This is a genomic window from Flavihumibacter fluminis (assembly GCF_021491375.1).
GTDB classification, from domain to species: domain Bacteria; phylum Bacteroidota; class Bacteroidia; order Chitinophagales; family Chitinophagaceae; genus Flavihumibacter; species Flavihumibacter fluminis.
Map to the genome: position 1 here is coordinate 456,660 of NZ_JAKEVY010000003.1, position 25,800 is coordinate 482,459.

The window sequence follows — 25,800 nt, forward strand, 5'->3', positions numbered from 1 at the left end:
CCGGTCGGGTTAGCGATCTTTGTGAGGCTCGGGTAGAGAAGCCCAGTTCCGTCCATCCCGGGCGATCAGGGCTTCTGAGTCTTCTGGTCCCCAGGAGCCTGGTGTATAATTCGGGAAATCGACCGGCGGTCGTTGTTGCCAGGCTTCCAGTATAGGCATAATCACTTTCCAGGCAGCTGCCACCTGATCCTCCCGCATGAAAAGGGTAGCATTTCCTTCCATCACATCCAGGAGCAGGGTTTCATACGCTTCGGGTTCATGTTCTTCGTAAGCATCCTGGTAACTGAAGATCATGTCAACCGGGCTGAGGGTAAGATCCTGTCCAGGTCGCTTGGCCTGGAAACGCAGCCGGATATCCATTTCCGGAGCGATACTGATGGTCAGGCGATTCGCCCTCCAGGTTTCAGCAGATTCCGGCGGGAAAGCATAACTCGGAGCAGCTTTGAATTGAACGGTTACGATGGTCTCCTTGTCTGCCATACGTTTACCGGTGCGTACATAAAATGGAACATCCTGCCAGCGCCAGTTGTCAATGTAAAACTTAACTGCGGTAAAAGTTTCCACTGGTGAATCGGCAGCTACATTTTTTTCCTGGCGATACCCTGTCACTTCCTGGCCTTTCATCCAGCCTTCGCTGTATTGACCGCGTACCGCTATTTTGTGAACTTCTTCTTTAGAGATTTTCCGGATGGCGTGCAATACATCTACTTTTTTATTCCGGATCTCGTCGGCATCGAAACTTACGGGTGCTTCCATGGCTACCATGCAAAGCAATTGCAGGATATGGTTTTGCACCATATCACGGAGGGCGCCGGAGCTTTCATAAAAATCGCCCCTGCCTTCCACTCCTACAGTTTCGGAAGCGGTAATCTGGATATGATCGATATAATTCCGGTTCCAGATGGGTTCAAACAGTGCGTTGGCAAAACGGAGTGCGAGGATATTCTGAACGGTTTCCTTTCCCAGGTAGTGATCGATCCGGTAAATCTGTTTTTCATCAAACATACCGGCCAGCAATTTATTCAGCTCCAGGGCAGATGCGAGATCGTGACCAAAAGGTTTCTCTACAACTACACGGGTGCATTTGGTGTCTGCACAGATATTGAGCGGTCCCAGTTTGCTAACGATACCCGGCACGAGTTGGGGTGCTACAGCCAGGTAAAAGATCACATTGGGGTGCTCTCCGTATTCCGCTTCCTTGATTTTTACGATCTCGGCAATTTTTTCATATTCCTCCTCCTTTTCAGCATCCATCTGGAGATAGGCAACATGATCAGCGAAGACCTGCCATTTGCCACCCTGGTCATCTTTACGGCGACTGAATTGCTGAATCCCGTTAAACAGGTGTTTGCGATAAGATTCATTATCATAAGGGCGGCGGCCGATACCCACGATGTCAAATTTTTCGGGCATCCATTCGTCGATAAAGAGATTATAGAGGGCAGGAGAAAGTTTACGGTGATTGAGATCACCACTTCCACCGAAAATAAAAATCAGAGAAGAGGCAGGTCTTTTATGAGTAGCAGACATGATTTTTGAGTTTGTTGAATTTGCAGTTCTCAGGTCCATTGGGTATGAAATTTCCCTTCGCGATCCACTCTTTCATAAGTGTGTGCACCGAAATAATCGCGCTGGGCCTGTAAGAGGTTCAGCGGCAATCTTCCGGTAGTGAACGCATCATAATAGCTAAGGGCTGTCATGAGTCCGCCTGCAGTAAAGCCATTCAATGCTGCCAGGCTCACCGTTTTCCGCAGAGAGCTGATTTGAATGGCTACTACGTTTGCGATTTTACCATCGAGCAGCAGATTACTTATGGAAGGGTTGCGCAGGTAGGCTTCGTAAAAATTTTCCAGCAGGGTAGACCGGATGATACAACCACCGCGCCATACTTTAACGGCGTTATGCAACGGAATATCCATGGACAATTCTTTGGAGGCGGTATGCAGCATGGCCATGCCCTGCACATAGGAAAGAATTACTGCTGCAAAGAGTGCTTTGCGGCAATCCTCTGCCAATGCGGCTTTATCGAGTGACAGCGATTCAGATGCGGAAGCATGGGAATGCCGGCTGATTAACTCAGTGTGCAGTTTTTCAGCGGTTAAGCGATCGGTTTTTAGGGCTGAGATGGCCCGCATGGTAACGGCCATATCAATAGTGGGAATAGCAACTCCCAGGTCCATCGCGATCTGGGAAGTCCATTTACCAGTTCCCTTGGAGCCTGCTTTATCAAGAATCTGATCTACCAGGTGTGTCCCTGTTTCAGGATCCATCTGTTTGAAGATGGCAGCGGTAATTTCAATGAGGTAGGATTTCAATTCGCCTTCATTCCAGGTAGTGAAGAGCTGGTGCAGTTCTTCATTGCTGAAATTTCCACCCCGACGCAACAGGTCGTAGGTTTCGCAGATGAGCTGCATGATCGCATACTCGATACCGTTATGTACCATTTTCACGAAATGGCCGGCAGCTCCCTTGCCCATATAATCCACGCAAGGCTCATTATTTACTTTGGCTGCGATGGAAGAAAGGACAGGCTTAAGTTGTTGCCAGGCGGTTTCATCTCCACCAGGCATCATGGAAGGACCTGTGCGGGCACCTTCTTCGCCACCGGAAACGCCGATACCGATAAAATGGATTCCTTTGGGTTGCAGGTATTCGTACCGGCGAAGTGTATCCCTATAGTAGGTGTTGCCACCGTCAATAATGATATCGCCCTTGCTGATAAGCGGTAAGAGGCTTTCTATTACATCGTCCACGGGTTTGCCGGCAGGAACGAGGATCATGATACGACGCGGCAGGGAAAGTTGCGCCACCATTTCTTCGAGGGTATTCACCCCTTTAACGATGGTACCGGGAGTTGCAGCAGCTTCAAAGTCCCGGGTTTTCTTTGGATCTTTATCAAAACCGATGGCTTTAAAGCCGTGATCGGCAACATTCAGGAGGAGGTTGCGGCCCATTACGCCGAGCCCTACCATACCGAAATCAAAGGTTTGGTTGTCCATTGCAGTTGGTTGGATAGGCCGCAAAGGTAAGCAGCAATGCCGAACCATTGGTCAGCATTCTGCCCAAGGCTTCTGAAACCTATGCAAACGTTTTTCCGGCTTTGAATCCTTTGGCTGCGTAATAGAGGATATAGAGATAAGCCGGAGCTGAGCAGAGGAAGAAGGACAACTGGTTGGAAAGTCCCTGTGTATCCTTAAGCCATCCGTATAAAGGCGGCACCACTGCTCCACCGGCAATACCCATAATCAGAAAGGCGGAACCGATCTGTGTGTATTTCCCAATACCATCGATTGCCAGCGGAAAGATGGCGGGCCACATAAGGGCATTCGCGAGTCCAAGTGCTGCAATCAGGAAAATAGCGGTGTATCCTGAAGCAAAATAGATCCCTACGGAGATCAACAACCCAAGAATGGCGGAATAGCGAAGGGCGCCCTGTTGGGAAAGGTATTTTGGAATTGTGAAAATGCCGATGATATATCCCAGCAGCATAGCGAAGAGGGTATAGGAGGTAAAATACTTGGTTTCATCCAGGCTCATCCCCATTGCTTTGCCATAGGTTCCGATGGCATCACCGGCCAGCACTTCCACTCCAACATAGAGAAAAAGGCAAAGTACGCCCAGGAGAAGGTGTGGATAGGAAAACACAGACGCGCGGGCGGGATTGGTACCGGAAGCTTCCTCCTTTGGTTCTTCAATTTCAGGTAATCCGGAGCGATAGGTCAGGAAGGCCAGAATAAATAGGCAAATGGCAATTATAATGTAAGGTGGAATGATTCTGGCAGTCAGTTCGGTCAGCAGTTCGGATTTGAGCACGGGATCGGAGGTTGCCAGTACCTTTTCTTCAATGGCCTGCGCATTTTTGAGTACGATTGCACCCAGGATAAGCGGACTTAGGATACCGGCAATCTTATTACAGACGCCAAGAATGCTGATACGTTTGGCAGCGCTTTCAATTGGCCCGAGTATGCTGGCATAAGGGTTGGAAGCGGTTTGTAAAAGTGCGAGTCCGGCTCCCTGTACAAACAGGCCAACCAGGAAAAGTGTGAAACTCCGGTCGTTGGCAGCGGGTATGAAAACCAGGGAACCCAGGGCCATCACAGCGAGGCCGAGTGCCATGCCATTTTTATAGCCGGATCTTTTCAATATCCAGGCGGAGGGGATGGCGAGAAAGAAATAGGCCATATAAAAGGCGGTAGTAACAAAGAACGCCTGCATATCGGATTTAAGTTCGCAGGCTAGTTTTAAGAAGGGGATTAGTGTACTGTTCAACCAGGTGATAAAGCCAAAAATGAAAAACAAAACGGCGATAATAGCCAGTGCATAGGTCTGACTCTTAGGTGTTTGGGTTTGGTTCATGCTACTACGTTCAGGACTTCAAAATACAATGTTTGACATAATAAATCTTATGCAATCGATTCCGTATGTAATTTGCAGTCCTTAATGCATATATGTTGAAGAACCGGAAAGCCGCGCTGAGCTTCATTTTCATTACTCTCATTGTTGATGTAACCGGATTAGCTATAATCATACCGGTTATACCTAAATTAATCAGTGAACTAATAGATGGCAATGTAAGTGATGCGGCAGGTTATGGCGGATGGCTGGGGTTTGCCTATGCAATTACTCAATTCGTTTGTGCGCCGGTGTTAGGTAACCTGAGTGATCAGTATGGCAGGAGGCCAGTATTGTTATTCTCGTTATTGGGGTTTGGTATTGATTATGTTTTAATGGCATTTGCTCCAACCATCGGATGGTTGTTTGTAGGCAGAATTATAGCAGGATTGTTTGGTGCCAGTATTACTACAGCCTCTGCTTATATTGCTGACATCAGTACGCCTGAAAACAGGGCACAGAACTTTGGAATGATAGGAGCTGCATTTGGGTTGGGATTCATCATAGGACCTGTATTGGGAGGGATACTGGGAGAATACGGAGCGCGCATTCCTTTTTTTGCGGCTGCGGGGTTGAGTCTTCTGAATGCCTTATATGGTTATTTTGTTTTACCCGAATCGCTGTCAATAGCCAACAGGCGTAAATTTGAATGGAAGCGGGCAAATCCCCTGGGATCATTCAAGCAGCTACGCAAATATCCGGAGGTATCCGGGCTTGTCATTTCCCTGGTATTGATTTATGTGGCGGCGCATGCGGTGCAAACGACATGGACCTATTATAACATTGAAAAGTTTGGATGGTCAGAGCAGATGATCGGGTATTCACTGGGATTGGTGGGATTGATGGTGGCCCTGGTGCAGGGAGGCTTGATCAGGATAGTAATGCCAAGGCTAGGGTATCAGCGAAGCATTTATACAGGTTTATTTTTGTACAGTCTTGGTTTTCTGCTATTCGCTTTTGCAACGGAGAGCTGGATGATGTTTGTTTTTTCTGTTGTGTATTGTCTGGGTGGTATAACGATGCCATCCATACAAGGTTATATATCCACAGTAGTTCCACCCAGTGAACAGGGAGAATTGCAGGGTGGATTAACCAGCCTGATGAGTGCCACTTCCATTGTGGGGCCACTTCTGATGACCGGGCTGTTTTCCTATTTTACGAAAACCGGCACACCGCTGTATTTTCCGGGAGCTCCTTTTCTGGCTGCTGCGGTATTGGTATTGATTAGCGGATTGCTGGCAAGAAAAGCCTAGGATAAGGATACATTTGGCGGAACCAGTATTATAGTCTAGCTTTGCTGCGTTATTGAGTTATTGATCCCGGTTAGGATCGAGTTATTCTGCTACGCAAATTCTGCTATCTGATTTCTCCCGCCCGTATCGTATCGCTCATTTTTTATTATCATTTTTTTATTTACATGAACATTTACGTTTCAAACCTGAGCTTCAATGTTGAAGACGAGGACCTTAGAGAATTTTTCGCTGAGTATGGCGAAGTAACATCTGCCCGTGTTATCATGGACAAATTCACCAACAAAAGCCGTGGTTTCGGTTTTGTTGAAATGTCTGATGATGCAGCTGCCCAGAAAGCAATCGCTGAACTGGATGGTGGTATGGTAGAAGGTCGTGCTATCCGCGTAACTGTTGCCAAGCCTCGTGAAGAGCGCAGCAACAACGGTGGTGGTGGTAACCGTCGCTCTTTCAGCAACAGCGGAAGCCGCTGGTAATCTGATTTAACCGGTCAGGTTAACCTGACCGGTTATTCTTTCTCTTTTATTCAACGATGCGTTCCATACGTGTCAGTTTTCCTTCCACGTTAACTCCTTCCACAATTATTCTCCAGCGTTTTGTGCTATCGTTGTTGTAAACGGTAAACAGAATTCTTCGGTTGTCTTTATCAGTTATAATAAAGGGATTCCAGAAAAGTGTAGTGCGGTTGTCCGCCTGATCGTGCCGTTGATCATACCGCATGTAATCAGGAGAATAAAATTCTTTTTGAGGCACATATCCCGGAATGGTGGCAAAGTTTAATCCTTTGATATTATCATTGGCAGCTGCACCTTTTTTGGTATATACAGCGATAGCACCTCCGCTACCACCGCCGGGAGCGCCCAGGAAGGGCGGCCGGAATACCTTTACCATGGCAATATCGGTCATTGGAATATTCTGTACCATAGATAAGTCACTGATCATCTCATTCAAAAAGAGAGAAGGAACTCCACCTCTCCAGCTCATCGACATATTTGTGCCCATGCCTGAAATCTGTAGTCCCGCCACTCTACCCTGGAGGTATTGCAATACGGTCATAGCTCCTCTTCCAGCCGGATCATCTTCAACAATAAACGTATAATCATTTTGTCCGCGGAATAATCCGGAAGTATATTCTTCCTCCATTTTTTCCTGTTTGGACTTAACTTTTGCTGTTACAGTTACTCCTTCCAGGGTTTGAACTTTACGTGCGGCTTCTGCAGCAGCGAGATTTTTTTCTCCCATCAGCAATGATTTTTCAACCGCTTTCGGATCCAGCCTGGTAAATACAGGAACAGGTCGACCGGCAGTGGAGAAAGGAATTGCGCCCGGTAAAAAGGCGGGCTTCACATCTATCAGTGCTTTGGTAGTCAGCAGTTTGTTTTTATCATTATTGAACTGGTAATAAAGTTTGGCAGTATCATAAAAGACCATACCTCCCAGTTTGAAATTTCCATCGCTGGCAACCGGAATGGAAAGAAATTGCTGTCCGCCACCTTTTAGTGTAAGGATCCCTGTTAGTTCCTGGTTCGTAAGTTCACTTTTGGTAAGGCCGCTTACTTTACCATTGGCAGTGATATAATCTTCCGGCTTGTGTTTGATTTCAGGAAATTTACCGGCCAGTACATCTTCCCATTTGAACCGGCGCCATCCATTGGTCATCATAACGAGGTCCAGGTGCCTGGCTACTGAATCTGCTTCGCTGGAAAAATAATAACCTGGTTGATGGATATACCCTTTCAGATCAGGGCTGAGCAATAAACCGGAGTAAATATCTTCTTCGCCCTTTTGAACCGGATTGATATCTGCATCGGTAACGGACAGGGAGAGATTACATTGAATTTCGTCAGGAACATCAATCTGGATTACGTTTCGATCCCGCTTGGTCATTCCTTTCAGGGGTACATTCAGATCGGTAATAAAATAATAATCCTGGCGGTTTACAAACACAATCCGTTCTGCCAGTGGTTTATTATCTTCTGTGAACAGCGTTACCTGTACGATGCCGGCAGGTACATTTTCAATAGGAATAACCGCTTTCACCTCTGCGGATTTAGTCAGGTTCACTTTAGCGCGATAAATCATTTGCTGCTGGGTTTGTGCCACCACCTGTACTGCTTCAACAGCCGGATTTTCTCCCTCTTTTCTTTTTACGCTGTATTGAATGCCGGCCAGGTTGTTTTCAAGTTTCAGCACAACTCCCTGGGATTTAATTGCAGGCAGGTTTTTTTGCTGGATTTTACCGGCCGGATCTTTCCAGCTGGCTTTATAGGATTCACCTGCCAGGGGTGTCAGTTCAAAGAATCCCATACCATTGTGGGTGGATGAGAAACTAGCTACTTTAGCTCCCTTTGAGTTCTGAATATCCCCGCTAACGGAAATTGGTAGTCCTCTTTTGTCAGTTGCTTTAAAAGCCACCCGGGAGGGAACACCCTGCACCAGGTCGCCGCCTTCGGGAAAGAAATCAAGGAAAAACTGAGGCGTATTGGTGGCTGCTGGTTTAGCCGCAGCGCCGGTATTGGCTGCTGGTTGTAAAACCGGAATTGCTTTAGTATAAAGGAAGGAGGAATCGAAATTGAGCATCCAGCGGGTATAGGCCCGAATGTACACAATGGAATCCTTCAGGTTTTCGGGCAGATCGAAAGCGGCGGCGGCACCACCGACAGCAATGGGGCTGATCCGCCGGTCGAGAATTTTTCCTCCCGCGTCGATCAGTTCCGTGTACAGGTTATTACTGATAGTGGTGATGGTAGAGCCCACCATTATATAAGCTTTCAACCAGATGGTTTCCCCTGGGGTATAGGCTGCTTTATCGTATTGTACATAGATTTTTTCCTGGGGGTATTCATTATCCAGTTTAATCAGTACGGAGTCAATCAATTGGGCTTTGGCTCCCAGGGAGCAGGAAATTACCATTGCCAGTACGGCCAGAAATCTGTAGTTCAGTAGCTTCATAATCGGTAAACTTCAAGAAGGCTCAATATCCTTAATTTTTTTTTGCCTTCCTACATTTGCCAAATTAAAGAAAATGTATGAGTACGTTAATTCAGGAATTTAATGATTACCGGGCGAGAATGAATGAGGTCATCCTCAGTAAGAATAACCTGGTAATGAAAAGATTGTGGAATCTTGATACCAATACTTACGATGAGGGCGCGCTTGATAAGAAAACCAAGGAAATGCTGGGATTGGTGGCCAGTATGGTCTTGCGCTGTGACGACTGCATAAAATATCACCTGGGAAAAAGTTTCGAGCTGGGGGTAACAACGGAGCAGGTATATGAAGTATTTGCGGTAGCCAATATTGTTGGAGGTACGATTGTAATTCCGCATACACGGAGAGCGGCTGAATATTGGGAGGAGTTGGTGAAAGCTTCAGAAGGATCAGGTAAAAACCAATAAGATCGCAACCCGGATACCGTTGAAATTACCCTTAATTTCAGGGCAATAAACGATATTCTGATGCTAGTTTCAGTCCTTTCAAAATTCTCGGCCTGTATTGGCGGGCTCGCTCTGTGTATTTCATTGCAAGCCCAGATTTATACACCTGCTCCAGCCAACCTGGAAGCCAGAAAAACATTTCAGGATAACAAATACGGATTATTTATCCATTGGGGTTTGTCGAGCATGCTGGGGGATGGAGAGTGGGTGATGAATAACCGGAATATCAAGGTGGAGGACTACAAACGATTGTTGCCGGCATTTTATCCTGCGCAGTTTGATGCGGATAAGTGGGTGCAGACAGCCAAGAATGCCGGAATGAAATACATAGTTTTCATAACGCGCCATCACGATGGATTTTCCAATTGGGATACCAAACAATCTGATTGGAAAATCACCAATACGCCGTTTAAGCGGGATGTGTTGAAGGAACTGGCGGCTGCCTGTAAAAAGGAAGGTATTAAGCTGGGTTTGTATTATTCCACGCTGGATTGGTACCGCGAAGATTATCCGCATGAAACCGGCCGTACCGGACAAGGAACAGGCCGCACCGGCAAAGGGAATTACGCCTCTTACCTGCAGTTCATGAAGAACCAGCTCACCGAATTGCTGACGAATTATGGTGAAATCATGTCGATCTGGTTTGATGGGCATTGGGATCAGACCAACCCGGAAGGAGCACATGACAGAAGTTCGCGTATAGATTGGCGTTATGAGGAGATTTATGGATTGATTCATTCCCTTCAACCGCAATGTATGATTGGGAACAATCACCACCTGACTCCCTTACCCGGAGAAGATTTCCAGATGTTTGAAAGGGATTTGCCCGGCGAGAATAAATCAGGGTTGAGTTTCCAGGAAGCTTCACAGGAAGTGCCGTTGGAAACCTGTGAAACCATCAATGGTGCCTGGGGTTATGATATTAAGGATCGCAGGTATAAAACAGTAAAACAGGTGATTCAGTTACTGGTGGGGGCTGCAGGAAGAAATGCCAATCTTTTATTGAATGTAGGACCAATGCCCAGTGGTCTGATACAGCCAGAGTTTACAGATACCCTGGCTGCAGCCGGAAAATGGCTGGAGAAATATGGTGAAACTATTTATGGAACACGTGGGGGGCCGATAGCGCCACAGTCCTGGGGAGTGAGCACTCAAAAAGGGAAGAAAATTTACCTGCACGTATTCAAACAGCCCTATGGAAACATGATACTGTTACCTGGGTTTAAGGAGAAAGTAAAGCAGGTGCAGGTATTTATCAATCGTCAGCCGGTAAAGTTCAAACAGCAGGCCGAAGGGTTGATAATACAAACCGAAGGTATTTCATTTGACAGCGCAGATGAAGTCATAGATATAGAACTGCGTTAAGCAATGACAGCAAGAAGAAAATTTCTGCAAACAGCATCTTTTCTGGGCCTGGGATGGATTTTTCCAGAAAAGATGATGCCCGGCAAGGGGGCTGGTGTGCCTGTCCTGTCAGATAGCAGGGTTTTCTGGTATGAGTTGCTAAGTAAAATAGCTCTTCCCATACTTGATCCAATGAGCAGGGGACAGTTAAAGGCAAGTATGCAGATCGAATACAGTCCTGCCTGGGGTGCTCGTGATAAAACTGTGGCATATATGGAGGCATTTGGACGATTGATTGCTGGGCTCTCACCCTGGCTGGCCCTACCTCAGGATGAGACACCGGAGGGTAAGTTGCGTACTAAAATAACGGAGCTTCTGTTGAAAGCGCATACCCACGCTGTAAATCCAAACTCTCCGGATTATTTAACCTGGCACAGGGAAGGTCAGCCGTTGGTGGATGCTGCATTTATTGCCCATAGTTTCCTGCGTGCACCAAAACAAACCTGGGATATGCTTGACGGCAATACCAGGAAACGGTACATTGAACATTTTAAATCTCTTCGCAGAGTTAAACCGCCTTACAATAACTGGTTGCTATTTGCAGCTATGGTGGAGGCGTTTTTATTCTCAGTAGGGGAAGCATATGATCCTTTTCGGGTTGATATTGCGCTGAGAAAACACGAAGAGTGGTATGCAGGGGATGGCTGGTTTAAGGACGGACCTGTTTTTCATTTTGATTATTACAACGGGTATGTAATTCATCCAATGTTACTTGACATACTGAAAGTGTTTCAGGTACAGGGAAAACAACAGGAAGAAAAGTACAGGCTTGAACTAAAAAGAATGCAGCGGTATTCTACATTCTTAGAACGGTTGATTTCTCCTGAGGGAACGTTTCCTGCATTTGGAAGGTCGATCACGTATCGGTTGGGGGCATTCCAACCGCTATCACAGCTCGCACTAATGGATCTATTGCCGGATGGGGTTTCGAATGGGCAGGTAAGAGCCGCCTTGTCGGCTGTTGCAAATCGTATGTTTGGAGTTGAGGGAAATTTTACGGATAAGGGTTATCTCAGATTAGGGTTTGCAGGCCATCAACCTACTATCGCTGATTCTTATTCCAATTCAGGAAGTATGTACCTGACTTCTTTAGGATTTCTTCACCTCGGCTTACCGGCTGATCATGCATTCTGGACAGCACCTGCGGAAGACTGGACATCCCGGAAAGCATGGTCAGGTCAACCCTTCAACAAAGATTACGCGGTTGATTATTAACTATTACTCGGTCTCCCGCCCCCCGCCTCCTTTCTCCCGTCTCCTTTCCTCCATTCCCCCCTCTTCCATACTCACCTCTTATGCTCTACCAGCTCGCCATCAATGAGAATATTTTGAGGGGCAGGTTGTTGATCTTCCGGCGCATCCATTAGTTGCATCAGGATTTCCGCAGCCTTTCTTCCCTGTTTGCCAGGGTATTGTTCAATGGAGGCCATAGGTGGACTTTCAAGATAGCCGGAAATGGGGAGGTTAGCATAGCTGACGAAAAATATATCCTTGTTATTTTTAATTTTTTTGGACTTACAATATTGAATGGCGTCAAGGGCAACATAATCGTTAATCGCCAGGACTGCTGTGGGTGGCTGTTTCAGGCTGAGCAGACTTTCCATAGCTTCGGCTGTCCCTTCCCGTGTGAGATCGCAATAGGCTACCAAACTGAGATCAATTTTGAGCCTTTTTTTTTGCATCACTTCCATATAAGTATCCGTACGTTCTTTGGAAGACTTCATTTCTTTGGGGCCATTGATGATACCGATTCTGCGATGCCCTTTTTCCATCAGGAATGTAATTGCCTGGTGAGTTCCCTGCGGCATGTTAAAGGCCACTTTGTTATAGGCATTGGAGGCGGGTACACGGTCAAAGAAAACGACAGGAATTCCATATTTCTCCAGTACTGCAAAATGATCCAGATTTTTGGTATGCTTGGAAAGTGAAACAATGATGCCATCCACCCGCTGGTTTTTCATGGCTGTCAGAATTTCAATTTCGCGCTCAACATTATCCTGGGACTGTCCGATCAGCACATTGTATTTATGCTGCATGGCAAGCTCTTCAATTCCACTGATGGCACCTGCAAAAAAATCTTCAATCAGGTAAGGAAGTATTACGCCGATTGTAAAGGTTTTTCGCTGTTTGAAGAAAATAGCGGTCTGATTGGGTTCATAGCCCAATTCCCTGGCAAGTTCCTGCACCCTGGTTTTTGTTCTCAAGCCGATACTGGGGTGATCATGTAAGGCGCGGGAGACGGTTGAAACAGAGATTTTCAGCTGTTTTGCAATTTCTTTGATCGTTGGTACCTTACTCATGTTTGGCAGTGGGTTCGAATCCTAAAAATAACCATAAATAAACTAAACCGAAGGCGGTTTAAATTGTAATATTGTTCCTGGAATTCGCCTCTGATAGCAGCAGTAAACTTTTTACAAAATGAAAGTATATCCACCTGACTGCTTCTTCTTACTCTTCGTATTTCCAACAGTAATTTTTAATCTTAGTTTAATCTAATAACATATGGGAAAGCTTCTCCGGGTTTTATTTGTATTTATCGTACTGGCCGGTTGTAACAATGCTTCAGACAAATCAGTGAGCAGTAGCGTAGCATTGGTTGACAGTATTCAGTCTTCCACTAATCATTACTGTTATGAAAATGCGGCTGGAACTGATTCCATCCGGCTGAGTATTGACCTGGTTGGTACCGATGTGTCTGGTGAATTGCTTTATGCCATACGCGGTAAAGACAGAAACGAAGGTTCTGTACACGGAGAATGGTTCGGCGATACATTGGTGCTTGACTATATGTATCAGTCGGAGGGAAGCTTATCATCCCGCCAGGTTGTGTTTATAAAACAGGATAGTATACTGGTGGAAGGATATGGTGCCAGTGAGGAAGTGGATGGGAAAATTCGCTTTGTCAACAGGGCTGAACTTTCCTTTGGCCAGGGAATCAGGTTAAAAGAGGTGAACTGTGAAACACCCCTTGCGGCTTCCAGTCCGGTTGCTTCAACTGCCCCAATTCAGTTAGAGCAGGGTAGTGAAGTGTTGTACATGTATCGGTGGGAGTTAAAAGAACTGAATGGTACAACCATAGAAGAAGCCAGGCGGGGTCAGTTTTTTCTCCTCTTTACACCTGGTCAGGTTGGAAGGGTTTCAGGAAAAGGTGGCTGTAACCGGATTTCCGGCAATGTTGAATTGTTGGAAAACAGGGGCTTAAAATTTGGGGCAATTGCCAGTACTAAAATGGCTTGTCCGGATATGGAGCAGGAAGCAATTTTTCTGAAATCACTTGCAGAGGTAAATCAATGGAAGATTGTAAACAATGTGTTATACCTGCAAAAGGATGGCTCTAATCTGGCATTATTCCAGTCTGTTACAAACAAATAATATGGCAAAACATAGTGTATGGCTAGCAGGATTGCTGCTGTTTTTTATTGAACTACCTGCCCAATCGCTTCAACCCGGTTTTGATAAAGCAGAATATGAAGAGTTGATAAAAGTTTCGGTTCGAACTGCAAAGGAAAAAGCGTATGCCGATACGTTTCCGGAACCTCAGCGTTTTCAGATGGTGTATGAATCGCCTGTGATGGGACTTGAAAATCTGTGGGACTTATGGACAGACAAAAATGGGCAGGCGGTGATCAGTGTAAGAGGTACCACCACCAATATGGATAGCTGGCTTGCCAATATTTATGCTGCCATGGTTCCGGCCAGGGGGACTCTCCAGTTAGAGGAAGGATATAATTTTGATTATCAGCTGGCCACGCATCCACAGGCGGCGGTTCATGTGGGCTGGTTGCTGGCAACCGGCTACCTGGTTCGTGACATCTTACCAAAAATTGATTCAACCTACCGGTCGGGTACCAAAAATATCCTGATCATGGGGCATAGCCAGGGGGGAGGGATTGCCTATCTGCTGACGGCTCATTTATACAGTTTGCAACGATCAGGGAAATTACCGGCGGATATTCGTTTCAAGACTTACTGCAGTGCCGGACCAAAGCCTGGTAATCTATATTTCGCGTATGATTATGAGGCTATGACCTACGGGGGATGGGGATTTAATGTGGTGAATGCGGCCGACTGGGTGCCGGAGGTTCCACTTTCCATACAAACGATCCAGGATTTCAACAATACCAATCCATTTACCAATGCGAAAGCCCTGATCAAGAAGCAGAAATTTCCGGATAAACTGGTCTTGAAGTACGTGTACAATCGTCTGAGTAAACCAAGTATCCGGGCGCAGCGGAATTATCAGAAATACCTGGGAAAACATACTTCCAAAATCGTGGGTAAAAAATTAAATGGCTTCCAGGCTCCCGGGTATTATAATTCCAATCATTATGTGCGTACCGGGTCCACAATAGTGTTGCATCCGGATGAGGAGTACCGGATGCGCTGGCAGGATAGTGAAACAGATATGTTTGTGCACCACCTGCACAGCCCCTACCTCTTCCTGTTGCGAAAACTACCATAATACCACCCGACGGGTAAAAAACTTAACTTTGCGGATTATTTGAGGATATGAGTACAATTGAAGCGGCCCCGGCACCAATACCGGGATTAACACCCAAGGATTTTGCAACGGATCAGGAAGTGCGCTGGTGCCCTGGATGCGGTGATTATTCCATCCTGGCACAGGTGCAAAAAGTGATGCCTGGAATTGGTGTTCCAAGAGAAAATATTGTCATTATTTCCGGCATTGGTTGCAGCAGCCGCTTCCCGTATTACATGAATACCTATGGAATGCATTCCATTCATGGGAGAGCTACCGCCATTGCGAGCGGATTGAAAGCCACCCGTCCGGAACTGAGTGTCTGGATTGTAACCGGAGATGGCGATGGATTGAGTATTGGAGGCAATCACACCATCCATCTGCTGCGTCGCAATTTTGATGTAAATATCCTGCTCTTTAACAACCAGATTTACGGCCTGACCAAGGGCCAGTATTCACCTACTTCTGAGGAGCATAAGGTTACCAAGAGTACACCATTTGGGTCAATTGATCATCCCTTTAACCCACTTGCCCTGGCAATGGGTGCGGATGCCAGTTTTGTTGCCCGAAGTATGGATCGTGATCCCAAGCACTTACAGGAAATGCTGATCCGCAGTCATGCGCACAAGGGTTCCTCTTTCCTGGAAATCTATCAGAACTGTAATATTTTCAACGACGGTGCCTTTGAGATATTTACAGAGAAATCAACCAAACAGGAACAGGCCCTTTTCCTTGAACAGGGCAAGCCACTTTTGTATGGAGCAAATAAAGACAAAGGGATCCGCTTGGATGGATTGAAGCCTGTATTGGTAGACCTCAATGCAGGATTCAGTGCCGACGACTGCTGGATTCATGATGAAAGAGATTTTTACAAAGCCCAGATATTGGTTCGACTCTTTGATGATCCCCGGATAGAAGGACATATGCCAAGGCCATTCGGTGTTTTCTATGAAGCGGATCGTGCCTGTTATGAAGATATTATGGCGATGCAGATTGAAGAAGCAATTTCGCTTAAGGGTGACGGTGATCTTGACCGCCTGTTACGCGGTTCTGAAGTCTGGACCATTCAATAATCAGCCTGTTATATAGTACAAAAAATAAGCCAGCGATGGAAATCGCCGGCCTGTGCTTACCTCTGAAACCACAAAAAGAAAGAGGTTATATATGGGTTTTCAATAATCTCAGTTGGTATGCAAACGGATTGCACACAATAAATAAAGGGGGTAATCGATCAGATGGCTTTGTCAGGATAAGGCAAGCTTCGCAATACTAACAGGAAAGGGCAGGAATTGGAATCGCAGGAATTGGACTATAGGTTAAAATGTCTAAAAAACTGGTTAAAATTAAAGCCTGAAGCAATACAACACAAAAATTAATCGGAAAAATCTACTATTTTCTTTCTTTTGTACGCGTACCACCAGTTCGGCATTGTTTTTTTCATCAGCGTATCAATATTTCTCATACCGAAAAGATTCCAGGCACCATGCAGCTTGCCTTCCAATGACTGTTGCAAAGCGCGGAGACTCATCGCGAAGCCACTCTCCAGGTATTCCATGTGGTGCCAGTATCCTGCGGGCATGAAGAGTGTATCGCCATGTTCAAGTACCAGATCAAAGCCGGCTGCCTTTTTCAGGAGAGGAAACTCCTCCAGGTTCAGTTTGGATTGGGCAGGGTCATAATACTTTTCAAAGTTCGCAAAACTCAAAACTTCCCAGGGTTTACGGTAGATATAACGATGCTGGTTGTAGGGAAACAGTAAAACACGCTTGCGACCAATAAATTGGGTGTGCAGAATATGCGACATATCAATATCAAAATGCATATGGGTAACGGAACCCTGGCCACCTATAAAAAGCATTGGAAATCGCTTCACAAAGCCTTTCAGATAGGCATCCGGCCATGAAAAATCCTTCACTAACTGAGGTGCATGGGTAAAGAGGTTGAACAAAAAGATACGAAGTTCAACAGGGCCTTGTTTTATCTGGTCGATATAATCGCCAAAAAGCATATAATCGTCAGCTGTATTGATGGGAGTTCGGGCATCACTTTTGATGTTATTATACACTCCCACTTTTACGGAACCTACTGCATCTTTAAAATAATCCCAGTTCCATTTCTGGAAAGCAGGCCACTGTTGAGAGAGCTTTTTGATAACAACGGGTATTCCTTTGTTGTAATAAAGGCTTTTGAACTCATCCGGACTGATTGAATCCCAAACATCAACTGATTTCAATAGCATAGGTCTGGTGTTTCTTCTTAACTTAGAATATGCTTATTCATGTGCATCCGGAGAATCCGCAACCGCGGGCAATCCGGACCATTGTTGATACATTACGTGAGGGAGGGATTATCATTTATCCAACCGATACGATTTATGGTATTGGTTGTGATATTTTTCAACCTAAAGCGATTGAACGGATCTGCCGGATCAAACAGGTCGATCCTGCCAAAGCACAGTTATCCTTTATCTGTTACGACCTGAGTGATCTAAGCCAGTATACCAAATCCATCTCCACGCCTCTGTACCGTTTGTTGAAAAGTCATTTGCCTGGTCCGTATACGTTTATTCTTCCGGCCAGTAAAGAGGTCCCAAAAATATTAAAAAGCCGGAAAGATACCATTGGACTTCGTGTACCTGGTAATAATATAGCCCGTACCATCGTTCGGGAGTTGGGGCATCCCATTTTAAGTGCCTCTCTGCCGGGGGAAATGGTAGAAGAGTATACCGATCCGGAAATGATCCAGAGCAATTTTGGAAAACTCGTTGACGTGGTGGTAGACGGGGGCATTGGTGGCTGGACTCCTTCCACCATCATAGATTGCACACAGGATCCACCGGAACTGGTTCGCCAGGGAGCGGGAGAATGGTCAGAATCAGAATGATCAGAATAAGGATGGGGTCACCGGATTGATCTGGAAACTTTTACGATGGAATTCACAGAGTCCGTATTGCAGAATGGCATCCCGGTGAACTTTTGTGCCATACCCTTTATTTTGTTTCCAGCCGTACTGCGGATAAGAATAATGCAATTGGTTCATGTGATCATCGCGACAGGTTTTGGCAAGAATGCTTGCGGCAGCTATTGACGCGTACAGGGAATCACCCTTGACAATACAACGGTGAGAAATACCCGAAAAGGAGCGAAAGCGATTCCCGTCAATGAGCAGGAGTTCCGGTTTGGTAACCAGGCTCTGAATAGCGAGGTGCATGGCTTTCCAGGTAGCCTGCAAAATATTGATGCGATCGATCTCTGCTTCTTCCACGGATGCAACAGCCCAGGCTACTGCTTTTTCCTGGATGAAACCACGTAATTCGTACCGGTCTTTTTCCTTTACCTGTTTGGAATCGTTGAGCAAGGGATGATAGAAATCGGAAGGCAGGATAACAGCGGCTGCGAATACAGGTCCGGCATAACAACCCCTACCGGCTTCATCAATTCCGGCTTCCAACAAATCCTTCTGGTAGTAGTTTTTAAGCATCTGCAGGCTCAAAAATAGAAAGAATCTTTTGTCGTATTTTTATTGGTTTACAAAAACTCAGAAATATGTCAGTAACTGAAATCAGGGAGCATTTTCCAACTTTTGAAAAGGAATTGATCGACGATATAGAAGCAAAAAGTGAAATCCGTTCATTTACAGCAGGGGAACAACTGATGCGCACAGGGCAATATTTTAAAAGCACCATGCTTATTGTGGAGGGACTCGTAAAAGTTTACCGGGAAGATGACCAGGGGAATGAGTTTTTCATGTACTACCTGCAGCCGGGGCAAGCCTGTGCGCTGAGTATGGTATGTGCTGTAAAGCAGGAAACCAGCCAGATTATGGCTAAGGCGGTAAAAGATACCGAGGTGATCAGTATTCCGCTGGCCTATATGGACGAATGGATGGGAAAGTACAAATCCTGGTACCATTTTGTTCTGGAAACTTATCGCGCACGGTTTGAAGAACTGCTTGTAACCATTGATCATATCGCGTTCAGGGCGATGGACGAACGGCTGGAATTCTACCTGAAAAAACATGTCCAGACACTGGGGTCAAAGATCATTCCTATCAGTCATCAGGAGATTGCGGACGAGCTCAATTCATCCCGTGAAGTAATTTCCCGATTGTTAAAGAAAATGGAACAATTGGGCAAGGTTAAGCTGCAGCGAAACTCAATAGAAGTGATCCACCTGAGCTAGTGGAAGAATGTGACAAAAGTCATAGACCAGGGCTTTAATTAGTATCAAATTTGTGTTCGTAACAGCCAAATTATAGCAACATGAAAATCGAACAAATATATACGGGATGTCTGGCACAGGGTGCCTATTATATTGAAAGTGCAGGTGAGGCAGTGGTAATAGATCCGCTTCGCGAAGTGGAACCCTACCTGGAGCGTGCCAAAGCAGATGGTGCCAGCATTAAATATGTTTTTGAAACCCATTTCCATGCTGATTTTGTAAGCGGTCATATCGATCTGGCAAAGAAAAGCGGAGCCGCGATTGTATACGGTCCAAATGCAAATCCCAGTTTCGATGCCTACATCGCTAAAGACGGGGAAGAATTCAAAGTCGGTAAACTGACATTTAAAGTAATCCATACACCTGGCCATACGATGGAGAGTACCTGTTATCTTTTAAAAGATGCCCAGGGAAAACATATCGGACTGTTTTCAGGTGATACTCTGTTCATTGGAGATGTAGGTAGGCCAGACCTGGCGCAAAAAGCAGCAGACATGACACAGGAACAATTAGCCGAAACACTTTTTGATTCCTTAAGAAACAAGATCATGCCGTTGGCGGATGATATCATCGTATATCCTGCCCATGGTGCCGGCAGTGCCTGTGGAAAAAATATGAGCAAGGAAACAACGGATACATTGGGCAATCAGAAGAAAACCAATTATGCGTTGAGAGCGGATATGACAAAAGAAGAATTTGTAAAAGAAGTAACAACCGGCCTGATGCCTCCTCCGGCTTATTTCCCTCTGAACGTGATGATGAATAAAGAGGGTTATGACAGCATTGATGAAGTGCTGGAACGCGGACAACATGCCTTATCACCTGCGGCGTTTGAAGTAGCTGCAAATGAAACTGGTGCGTTGATATTGGATACCCGTGATCCACAGGTATTTGCAAAAGGATTTGTACCGAACTCCATTAATATCGGGATTGACGGAAACTTTGCTCCCTGGGTTGGCGCCCTGATTCCGGATGTGAAACAGGCGATCCTCCTGGTGGCAGAACCCAACCGCGTAGAAGAAGTGGTAACAAGACTGGCCCGTGTGGGATATGATTATACCATTGGTTACCTGGAGGGTGGATTTGAAGCCTGGGAGAAAGCAGGTAAGGAAGTGGATCGTATTAAGTCCATTACTGCTGAAGAACTGGCCGCGATTGCTGCAAAAGAAGACGTGCATATCCTGGATGTGCGCAAAAACAGTGAGTACCTGAGTGAGCATGTTGAGAATGCGGAGAATGCACCGTTGGATTATGTAAATGAGAGCATGCTTAAAGTAGATAAAAACAAAACCTATTATGTGCATTGCGCAGGAGGTTATCGTTCTATGATCTTTAATTCCATTCTGCGTGCAAGAGGATATGATAATCTGATTGATGTAAAAGGTGGATTTAAAGCAATCAAAGAGAGCGAAAAGCTGAAGGTGACGGATTATGTGTGTCCGAGTACGTTACTGTGAGATGTGAGACGTCAGAAGTGAAATGTAAAAAAGAAAAATTATGATGAATATTTTTAAATCAATGTTTGGTCCGGCTGAAGATTTTAAAGCCCTCAAAGAAGCAGGTGCAATCGTGCTGGATGTGAGAACTCCGGCTGAATTTCAATCCGGACATGTAAAGGGATCTGTAAACATTCCCCTGGACATTCTCAATAAGCAGTTGAATAGTCTGAAGAAAGAAGGTAAAGCAATCATTGCTGTTTGCCGGTCTGGAAACAGAAGTGCAATGGCGGTGTCTCAGTTGAAAGCGGCTGGGATTGAAGCGTATAATGGTGGAGCATGGAACAGCTTGCAGGGGAAGATCTAAGAGGTGAGACGTCAGACGTCAGACGTGAGAAGGGAGGAATGGAAGAGAGAAGAATGGAGGAAAGGACAAAGGAAGAGAGAGAGAAATGGTTAATGGAGGATAAAAATTAGTAAAAATGGAAAGAGTATTAAGGGGTTGGAATTTCATGCGTTGGTTGAGATTGGGTATTGGGGTGTATGCGCTGGTGGCTGCGGTGCAGCAACAGGAACTGATACTTGGCATTGCAGGAATCTTTCTGACAGCAATGGCAGTGTTTGGATTCGGATGTTGTGCAGGCGGTTATTGTGCACCTGCGCCCAGAAGAAATTCCCGCACTAACACAACCGGAACTTCCATCCAATTTGAAGAAATAAAATCAGATAATTAAGTACCATGAATAAATTTCAGGAACTGATCAATTCTGACAAACCCGTGCTGGTTGACTTTTTTGCAGAGTGGTGCGGCCCTTGTAAAATGATGGCACCCATACTAAAAGATGTGAAAAACAAACTGGGTGATGCGGTTACCATTGTAAAAGTGGACGTGGATAAAAATCCGGATGCGGCCCGCCAGTTTAATATTCAGGGGGTGCCCACGCTGATGGTTTTTCAGAACGGAGAAGTCAAGTGGCGCCAGAGTGGCGTTGTACAGGCGCGTCAGTTAGAACATGTTTTAAGTTCGGTGTAAACAATAAATTCAAAATCGTAAACATTAATCGATCCATATGCTTGAATGGTTAAAGCAGCCCTGGCCCTGGTATGTAGCTGGTCCGCTGATTGGGCTTACAGTGCCTACACTGTTAATTTTAGGAAACAAAAGTTTTGGGATTTCATCCTCCCTCCGGCATGTTTGTGCAGCCTGTATGCCTGCCAAAATTCCATTCTTTCAGTACGATTGGAAAAAAGAACTCTGGAATATGTTTTTTGTGTTGGGGATCTTTTTAGGTGGAGTGATTGCCGCCTGGTTGTTGTCAAATCCTGACCCCATGGTAGTTCATCCGAATCTACAGGCAGAAATGGCCGGATACGGAATTACTGACTACAGTGGGCTGGTACCAAACGAAGTTTTTAACTGGCCTGCACTTCTTACTCCGCGAGGATTTATAATGATGGTTGCGGGAGGTTTCCTGGTTGGATTTGGTACCCGTTATGCAGGAGGTTGTACTTCTGGTCACGCTATTATGGGTATCAGTAATCTTCAGATGCCTTCTGTGATTGCTACCTGTTGTTTCATGGTTGGCGGATTTATCATGGCTAACCTGATCCTTCCCTTCATTTTATCACTTTAAGATTTATTGAAAATGTCAACTACCAATACATTTGTTCAAAACCAGGAACCAAAGGTTCATGATACAGATTTTGAAGTCCGTTCACTCGACACCATGTGTGTTAGCGATACCGAAATTAAAGAGCCCTGGTATGGCAATCTGAAATACCTGCTGATAGGTGTGTTATTCGGGATTGTTTTTGTAAAAGCTGAAATCATCAGCTGGTTCCGGATTCAGGAAATGTTCCGCCTGCAAAGCTTCCATATGTACGGCGTGATCGGATCTGCCATAGCGGTTGGCATGCTTTCTATCTTCCTGATCAAGAAATTCAATATTAAAACCATTCATGGCGAGAAAATTGAATTCCATGATAAGAAATTCAACAAAGGACAGATCTATGGTGGACTGCTCTTTGGTTTAGGTTGGGCGATCACAGGTGCCTGTCCTGGTCCGTTGTTTGCACAAATCGGAACCGGAGCTACAGCTGTGGTGGTTACCTTGCTGAGCGCTATTGCGGGAACCTGGGTGTATGGAAAGTTCAGAGAGAAGTTGCCGCACTAAGAAGGTGAGACGTCAGACGTGAGACGTGAGAAGACGTGAAAGGTGAAAAGTGAAAGGTGAAAAAATCAGAGGACCTGGAAGCCGTAGGCATAAGGGTCGTCTTCGGGGTCAATGGTGATGGTATTGTATCCATACACTTTGGCCCATCCTTCAATACCTGGACGGATAGCCGGTTTACCGGCTATCGTTGTTTCCTCCTCGATCGTTCCAATAAAAGTGGATCCGATTATACTTTCATGGATAAACGGATCTCCTTTTTTCAGTAAACCTTTGGTATACCATTGCGCCATTCGTGCAGAAGTTCCGGTGCCACAGGGACTGCGATCAATGGCTTTATCTCCATAGAAAACCGCATTTCTTGCTGTGGATGCGGGATTGAGTACAGCACCTGTCCAGAGAATATGTGAACAACCCCGGATGGTTGGATCATCCGGATGCACGAATTCATATTGCTGGTTGATTCGTTTTCTCAACTCCCTTGCCCAGGCAATTAATTTATCCGCAGGATACTGTTCCAGTCCGGCAAAATTCTTCTGCACATCCACGATCGCATAAAAATTGCCTCCATAAGAAACATCGATCACCAGTTCTCCGAGTTCCGGGCAATCTACCGTTAATTCAGTTGCCGCGAGATAAGCCGGAACATTGGTAAGCTTTACAGATTTTACTTTATTGCCTTCCTGTTTGTAGGTGATTTCCACCAATCCGGCTGGCGCTTCCATTCTGATACGGCCTGGAATTTTAGGTGTAATCAATCCTTCTTCAACTGCAATGGTAATGGTACCAATCGTGCCATGGCCACACATAGGCAAACAGCCACTGGTTTCTATAAAAAGTACTGCTACATCATTGGCAGCATCATGTGGCGCATATAAAATGGAGCCGCTCATCATATCATGCCCACGAGGCTCGAACATCAGTCCTTTCCGGATCCAGTCATAGTTGTTCAGAAAATGCTGTCTCTTCTCACTCATGGTTCGGCCTTCCAGTGTTGGTCCGCCACCAGCTACCAGTCGCACCGGATTTCCACAGGTATGCGCATCGATACAGAAAAAAGTTTTCTTCATATAGAATCCTGAATATCCGAAATTACGGGTAGTTAAGCTAGTGCAATCACCTGTATTTAGTGAAAACTTTACAGATTTTAGCCAATCCCTTTATTGGTTAAATTCTGAGAATGACAGGCTAAACCAGGTTTATCTCTTCCCTTCGATTTCCAGTATGTTTGATCCAAACAGGCAGCGTTACATATGAGTACTAAATTATTTCGGATGATCCTTTGCAGTGGAATACTGCTTGGGGTGTTAACAGGAGGCAGTGTAGCTGCCCAGATAGATACCAAAAAAGAAATCTCCAGCCAGGCATCGGAACTGACCCATACCATACAGCAATATAAAGCGGACAGGGGTAGCCTGAGCCGGTTTTATTTCCTGGAAACATCTCCGGAACGTATTGAACGGATGAAAGAATTGACCCAGCAATACCAAAAGTTGCTGGATCGCTTTTCCTACAACCAGCTTAGCATGGATGGCAAGGTTGACTATGTATTATTCAGCCGGAATCTGCAAAATGAATGGAACCTGTTGGAGACTGGTGAGGCAGAACTCCCTATCGCGAAAGCCTATGTTACTTTTTCAGATGAATTGTTTGGCTATGAAAGAAAAAGAAGGAGGGGTGCGGTATTGCCAGCAGCAACCTTGGCCGGCGAATGGCAGGGTTGGAAAAAACAATTGGAAGAACGCATTACTGCAATAGAAAAAGATCAGCAACTAACACTATCGATGGCCTATGCAGTTCAGAAAAGACTGGAAGATATTCAGGTAGCTGCAAAATCCATTTATGATTTTTATTATGGCTATGATCCCCAATTCAGCTGGTGGATGGAACAACCCTATAAAGGAACCGACAGCCTGATCAAACGGTATAGCAGTGCTGTAATGGCAAAGGCAAGAAAAAACTCCGCGGCGGCAGATGATGGTAGCGGGATCCTGGGCCGGCCTATAGGAGCTGCGGAACTGAAAAGACAGCTGGAACTGGAATTCATCCCTTATACAGCTGAAGAATTAATAAAGATCGCAGAGGAAGAATTTGCCTGGTGTGATAAGGAATTATTGAAGGCTACCAAAGAAATGGGTTTTGGAACCGACTGGAAAGCAGCTATGGAGAAAGTGAAGAACAGTTATGTGCCGGAAGGCAAACAGCCTGAGATGATCCTGGATCTGTTTAATCAGAGTGTAGAATTTATCAAAAAGCATAAACTGGTAACGATACCTCCTGTTGCAGAAGAGACCTGGAGGATGAATATGATGTCACCGGAAAGGCAATTGGTCAACCCCTTTTTCCTGGGGGGAGAAAGTATTATCATTTCCTATCCCACGCATACCATGGCTCAGGCGGATAAGTTGATGAGCATGCGGGGTAATAATCCGCATTTTTCAAGAGCAACGGTGCATCATGAATTAATTGCAGGGCATCATTTGCAGATGTACCAGAACCAGCGGTATAAAACCTATCGTAATTTTTATACGCCTTTCTGGATTGAGGGATGGGCCCTGTATTGGGAGATGATTCTTTGGGATATGAATTTTCCACGCGGGCCAGAAGATAAAATCGGGATGTTATTCTGGCGTATGCATCGTTGTGCGCGGATCATTTTCTCCCTGAACTATCATTTGGGTAAATGGACACCTCAGCAGTGTATTGATTTCCTGGTGGATCGGGTAGGTCATGAGAGGGCCAATGCGGAAGGAGAAGTGCGCAGATCTTTCCAGGGCAATTATGGACCACTTTACCAGCTGGCTTATATGATTGGTGGCTTACAGTTTTACCAGTTGAAAAAGGAACTGGTGGATGGGGGAAAAATGAGTTATCTGCAGTTTCATGACCGGATTCTGCAGGAACACCAGATGCCGGTGGAAATGATTCGCCATATTTTAACCAACAAGCCGCCGAAGAAGGATTTTAAAACGGAATGGCGCTTTTATCCCAAACTCAAATAAAAAGATGC

The 25,800-nt window shown here is 45.5% G+C and carries 25 protein-coding genes; 17 read left to right on the forward strand and 8 right to left on the reverse strand.

Features of this window, described 5'->3' with window-relative positions; all coding sequences use genetic code 11:
* Positions 1-9: 9 nt before the first annotated feature.
* The 3 genes from zwf to L0U88_RS13235 all read right to left on the reverse strand — a co-directional run bounded on the left by zwf (position 10) and on the right by L0U88_RS13235 (position 4,356).
* Positions 10-1,530, reverse strand: a complete 1,521-nt coding sequence (gene zwf, locus L0U88_RS13225) for a glucose-6-phosphate dehydrogenase (RefSeq protein WP_234866542.1) — start codon at positions 1,528-1,530, stop codon at positions 10-12.
* Positions 1,531-1,559: 29 nt separating this feature from the next.
* Entirely contained in the window at positions 1,560-2,999 is a 1,440-nt protein-coding gene (gene gnd / locus L0U88_RS13230) for an NADP-dependent phosphogluconate dehydrogenase (RefSeq protein WP_234866543.1), read from the reverse strand.
* 79 nt (positions 3,000-3,078) lie between these two features.
* Positions 3,079-4,356, reverse strand: coding sequence for a sugar MFS transporter (locus tag L0U88_RS13235; RefSeq protein WP_234866544.1), 1,278 nt, complete (start codon positions 4,354-4,356; stop codon positions 3,079-3,081).
* A gap of 92 nt (positions 4,357-4,448) precedes the next feature.
* Here L0U88_RS13235 and L0U88_RS13240 point away from each other — a divergent pair, with 92 nt between their 5' ends.
* Both L0U88_RS13240 and rbp read left to right on the forward strand, forming a co-directional pair.
* Complete coding sequence (locus L0U88_RS13240; protein WP_234866545.1) at positions 4,449-5,645, forward strand: TCR/Tet family MFS transporter; 1,197 nt, start codon at positions 4,449-4,451, stop codon at positions 5,643-5,645.
* A 164-nt stretch (positions 5,646-5,809) separates the two neighbouring features.
* A complete protein-coding gene (gene rbp / locus L0U88_RS13245; RefSeq protein ID WP_234866546.1) occupies positions 5,810-6,118 on the forward strand; it encodes an RNA-binding regulator in 309 nt (102 codons plus the stop codon).
* Between the two features lie 46 nt (positions 6,119-6,164).
* Here rbp and L0U88_RS13250 read toward each other — a convergent pair whose 3' ends face one another.
* Positions 6,165-8,594: a hypothetical protein gene (locus L0U88_RS13250; RefSeq protein ID WP_234866547.1), complete on the reverse strand. Its 2,430-nt coding sequence runs from the start codon at positions 8,592-8,594 to the stop codon at positions 6,165-6,167.
* A gap of 77 nt (positions 8,595-8,671) precedes the next feature.
* Between L0U88_RS13250 and L0U88_RS13255 the strand changes: the two genes are divergently transcribed.
* The 3 genes from L0U88_RS13255 to L0U88_RS13265 are packed head-to-tail and all read left to right on the forward strand — an operon-like array spanning position 8,672 to position 11,698.
* On the forward strand, positions 8,672-9,040 hold the full coding sequence (locus L0U88_RS13255; protein WP_234866548.1) for a carboxymuconolactone decarboxylase family protein: 369 nt from the start codon (positions 8,672-8,674) through the stop codon (positions 9,038-9,040).
* A gap of 60 nt (positions 9,041-9,100) precedes the next feature.
* Complete coding sequence (locus L0U88_RS13260; protein ID WP_234866549.1) at positions 9,101-10,444, forward strand: alpha-L-fucosidase; 1,344 nt, start codon at positions 9,101-9,103, stop codon at positions 10,442-10,444.
* 3 nt (positions 10,445-10,447) lie between these two features.
* The gene (locus L0U88_RS13265; protein ID WP_234866550.1) at positions 10,448-11,698 is read left to right on the forward strand and encodes a DUF2264 domain-containing protein; all 1,251 of its coding nucleotides are present in this window, start codon (positions 10,448-10,450) and stop codon (positions 11,696-11,698) included.
* A 71-nt stretch (positions 11,699-11,769) separates the two neighbouring features.
* Here the strand turns inward: L0U88_RS13265 and L0U88_RS13270 are convergent, their stop codons facing one another.
* Positions 11,770-12,783 carry a LacI family DNA-binding transcriptional regulator gene (locus L0U88_RS13270; protein ID WP_234866551.1) on the reverse strand — a complete coding sequence of 338 codons (1,014 nt, stop codon included), beginning with the start codon at positions 12,781-12,783 and terminating at the stop codon, positions 11,770-11,772.
* Between the two features lie 202 nt (positions 12,784-12,985).
* Between L0U88_RS13270 and L0U88_RS13275 the strand changes: the two genes are divergently transcribed.
* The 3 genes from L0U88_RS13275 to L0U88_RS13285 are packed head-to-tail and all read left to right on the forward strand — an operon-like array spanning position 12,986 to position 16,036.
* Positions 12,986-13,855, forward strand: a complete 870-nt coding sequence (locus L0U88_RS13275; RefSeq protein ID WP_234866552.1) for an META domain-containing protein — start codon at positions 12,986-12,988, stop codon at positions 13,853-13,855.
* A gap of 1 nt (position 13,856) precedes the next feature.
* Positions 13,857-14,945, forward strand: a complete 1,089-nt coding sequence (locus L0U88_RS13280; protein WP_234866553.1) for a lipase family protein — start codon at positions 13,857-13,859, stop codon at positions 14,943-14,945.
* A 47-nt stretch (positions 14,946-14,992) separates the two neighbouring features.
* Positions 14,993-16,036, forward strand: coding sequence for a 2-oxoacid:ferredoxin oxidoreductase subunit beta (locus tag L0U88_RS13285; RefSeq protein ID WP_234866554.1), 1,044 nt, complete (start codon positions 14,993-14,995; stop codon positions 16,034-16,036).
* 299 nt (positions 16,037-16,335) lie between these two features.
* Here L0U88_RS13285 and L0U88_RS13290 read toward each other — a convergent pair whose 3' ends face one another.
* The gene (locus L0U88_RS13290; protein WP_234866555.1) at positions 16,336-17,202 is read right to left on the reverse strand and encodes a cupin-like domain-containing protein; all 867 of its coding nucleotides are present in this window, start codon (positions 17,200-17,202) and stop codon (positions 16,336-16,338) included.
* Between the two features lie 29 nt (positions 17,203-17,231).
* On the opposite strand from L0U88_RS13290, the gene L0U88_RS13295 reads away from it, so the two are divergent.
* Complete coding sequence (locus tag L0U88_RS13295; RefSeq protein ID WP_234866556.1) at positions 17,232-17,846, forward strand: L-threonylcarbamoyladenylate synthase; 615 nt, start codon at positions 17,232-17,234, stop codon at positions 17,844-17,846.
* Here the strand turns inward: L0U88_RS13295 and rnhB are convergent, their stop codons facing one another.
* The gene (gene rnhB / locus L0U88_RS13300; RefSeq protein WP_234866557.1) at positions 17,847-18,443 is read right to left on the reverse strand and encodes a ribonuclease HII; all 597 of its coding nucleotides are present in this window, start codon (positions 18,441-18,443) and stop codon (positions 17,847-17,849) included.
* Between the two features lie 65 nt (positions 18,444-18,508).
* Between rnhB and L0U88_RS13305 the strand changes: the two genes are divergently transcribed.
* The 7 genes from L0U88_RS13305 to L0U88_RS13335 all read left to right on the forward strand — a co-directional run bounded on the left by L0U88_RS13305 (position 18,509) and on the right by L0U88_RS13335 (position 22,793).
* A complete protein-coding gene (locus tag L0U88_RS13305) occupies positions 18,509-19,144 on the forward strand; it encodes a Crp/Fnr family transcriptional regulator (RefSeq protein WP_234866558.1) in 636 nt (211 codons plus the stop codon).
* Positions 19,145-19,224: 80 nt separating this feature from the next.
* Positions 19,225-20,640 (forward strand): MBL fold metallo-hydrolase, encoded by a 1,416-nt coding sequence (locus L0U88_RS13310; RefSeq protein WP_234866559.1) that lies wholly within the window; start codon positions 19,225-19,227, stop codon positions 20,638-20,640.
* 40 nt (positions 20,641-20,680) lie between these two features.
* On the forward strand, positions 20,681-20,986 hold the full coding sequence (locus L0U88_RS13315; RefSeq protein ID WP_234866560.1) for a rhodanese-like domain-containing protein: 306 nt from the start codon (positions 20,681-20,683) through the stop codon (positions 20,984-20,986).
* A 115-nt stretch (positions 20,987-21,101) separates the two neighbouring features.
* Entirely contained in the window at positions 21,102-21,353 is a 252-nt protein-coding gene (locus L0U88_RS13320; protein ID WP_234866561.1) for a hypothetical protein, read from the forward strand.
* A 5-nt stretch (positions 21,354-21,358) separates the two neighbouring features.
* Positions 21,359-21,652 carry a thioredoxin gene (gene trxA / locus L0U88_RS13325; RefSeq protein ID WP_234866562.1) on the forward strand — a complete coding sequence of 98 codons (294 nt, stop codon included), beginning with the start codon at positions 21,359-21,361 and terminating at the stop codon, positions 21,650-21,652.
* Positions 21,653-21,689: 37 nt separating this feature from the next.
* Positions 21,690-22,253: a YeeE/YedE family protein gene (locus L0U88_RS13330; RefSeq protein WP_234866563.1), complete on the forward strand. Its 564-nt coding sequence runs from the start codon at positions 21,690-21,692 to the stop codon at positions 22,251-22,253.
* A gap of 12 nt (positions 22,254-22,265) precedes the next feature.
* Positions 22,266-22,793, forward strand: a complete 528-nt coding sequence (locus L0U88_RS13335) for a DUF6691 family protein (protein WP_234866564.1) — start codon at positions 22,266-22,268, stop codon at positions 22,791-22,793.
* Between the two features lie 65 nt (positions 22,794-22,858).
* Here L0U88_RS13335 and L0U88_RS13340 read toward each other — a convergent pair whose 3' ends face one another.
* The gene (locus L0U88_RS13340) at positions 22,859-23,860 is read right to left on the reverse strand and encodes a 4-hydroxyproline epimerase (RefSeq protein WP_234866565.1); all 1,002 of its coding nucleotides are present in this window, start codon (positions 23,858-23,860) and stop codon (positions 22,859-22,861) included.
* A gap of 183 nt (positions 23,861-24,043) precedes the next feature.
* On the opposite strand from L0U88_RS13340, the gene L0U88_RS13345 reads away from it, so the two are divergent.
* Complete coding sequence (locus tag L0U88_RS13345; RefSeq protein ID WP_234866566.1) at positions 24,044-25,792, forward strand: DUF885 family protein; 1,749 nt, start codon at positions 24,044-24,046, stop codon at positions 25,790-25,792.
* Positions 25,793-25,800 lie beyond the last annotated feature (8 nt).

Excerpts from the sequence above, each read along its gene's own strand:
- zwf (WP_234866542.1), bottom strand. The coding sequence starts at position 1,530 with ATGTCTGCTACTCATAAAAGACCTGCCTCTTCTCTGATTTTTATTTTC.
- gnd (WP_234866543.1), bottom strand. The coding sequence starts at position 2,999 with ATGGACAACCAAACCTTTGATTTCGGTATGGTAGGGCTCGGCGTAATG.
- L0U88_RS13235 (WP_234866544.1), bottom strand. The coding sequence starts at position 4,356 with ATGAACCAAACCCAAACACCTAAGAGTCAGACCTATGCACTGGCTATT.
- L0U88_RS13240 (WP_234866545.1), top strand. The coding sequence starts at position 4,449 with ATGTTGAAGAACCGGAAAGCCGCGCTGAGCTTCATTTTCATTACTCTC.
- rbp (WP_234866546.1), top strand. The coding sequence starts at position 5,810 with ATGAACATTTACGTTTCAAACCTGAGCTTCAATGTTGAAGACGAGGAC.
- L0U88_RS13250 (WP_234866547.1), bottom strand. The coding sequence starts at position 8,594 with ATGAAGCTACTGAACTACAGATTTCTGGCCGTACTGGCAATGGTAATT.
- L0U88_RS13255 (WP_234866548.1), top strand. The coding sequence starts at position 8,672 with ATGAGTACGTTAATTCAGGAATTTAATGATTACCGGGCGAGAATGAAT.
- L0U88_RS13260 (WP_234866549.1), top strand. The coding sequence starts at position 9,101 with ATGCTAGTTTCAGTCCTTTCAAAATTCTCGGCCTGTATTGGCGGGCTC.
- L0U88_RS13265 (WP_234866550.1), top strand. The coding sequence starts at position 10,448 with ATGACAGCAAGAAGAAAATTTCTGCAAACAGCATCTTTTCTGGGCCTG.
- L0U88_RS13270 (WP_234866551.1), bottom strand. The coding sequence starts at position 12,783 with ATGAGTAAGGTACCAACGATCAAAGAAATTGCAAAACAGCTGAAAATC.
- L0U88_RS13275 (WP_234866552.1), top strand. The coding sequence starts at position 12,986 with ATGGGAAAGCTTCTCCGGGTTTTATTTGTATTTATCGTACTGGCCGGT.
- L0U88_RS13280 (WP_234866553.1), top strand. The coding sequence starts at position 13,857 with ATGGCAAAACATAGTGTATGGCTAGCAGGATTGCTGCTGTTTTTTATT.
- L0U88_RS13285 (WP_234866554.1), top strand. The coding sequence starts at position 14,993 with ATGAGTACAATTGAAGCGGCCCCGGCACCAATACCGGGATTAACACCC.
- L0U88_RS13290 (WP_234866555.1), bottom strand. The coding sequence starts at position 17,202 with ATGCTATTGAAATCAGTTGATGTTTGGGATTCAATCAGTCCGGATGAG.
- L0U88_RS13295 (WP_234866556.1), top strand. The coding sequence starts at position 17,232 with ATGCTTATTCATGTGCATCCGGAGAATCCGCAACCGCGGGCAATCCGG.
- rnhB (WP_234866557.1), bottom strand. The coding sequence starts at position 18,443 with ATGCTTAAAAACTACTACCAGAAGGATTTGTTGGAAGCCGGAATTGAT.
- L0U88_RS13305 (WP_234866558.1), top strand. The coding sequence starts at position 18,509 with ATGTCAGTAACTGAAATCAGGGAGCATTTTCCAACTTTTGAAAAGGAA.
- L0U88_RS13310 (WP_234866559.1), top strand. The coding sequence starts at position 19,225 with ATGAAAATCGAACAAATATATACGGGATGTCTGGCACAGGGTGCCTAT.
- L0U88_RS13315 (WP_234866560.1), top strand. The coding sequence starts at position 20,681 with ATGATGAATATTTTTAAATCAATGTTTGGTCCGGCTGAAGATTTTAAA.
- L0U88_RS13320 (WP_234866561.1), top strand. The coding sequence starts at position 21,102 with ATGGAAAGAGTATTAAGGGGTTGGAATTTCATGCGTTGGTTGAGATTG.
- trxA (WP_234866562.1), top strand. The coding sequence starts at position 21,359 with ATGAATAAATTTCAGGAACTGATCAATTCTGACAAACCCGTGCTGGTT.
- L0U88_RS13330 (WP_234866563.1), top strand. The coding sequence starts at position 21,690 with ATGCTTGAATGGTTAAAGCAGCCCTGGCCCTGGTATGTAGCTGGTCCG.
- L0U88_RS13335 (WP_234866564.1), top strand. The coding sequence starts at position 22,266 with ATGTCAACTACCAATACATTTGTTCAAAACCAGGAACCAAAGGTTCAT.
- L0U88_RS13340 (WP_234866565.1), bottom strand. The coding sequence starts at position 23,860 with ATGAAGAAAACTTTTTTCTGTATCGATGCGCATACCTGTGGAAATCCG.
- L0U88_RS13345 (WP_234866566.1), top strand. The coding sequence starts at position 24,044 with ATGAGTACTAAATTATTTCGGATGATCCTTTGCAGTGGAATACTGCTT.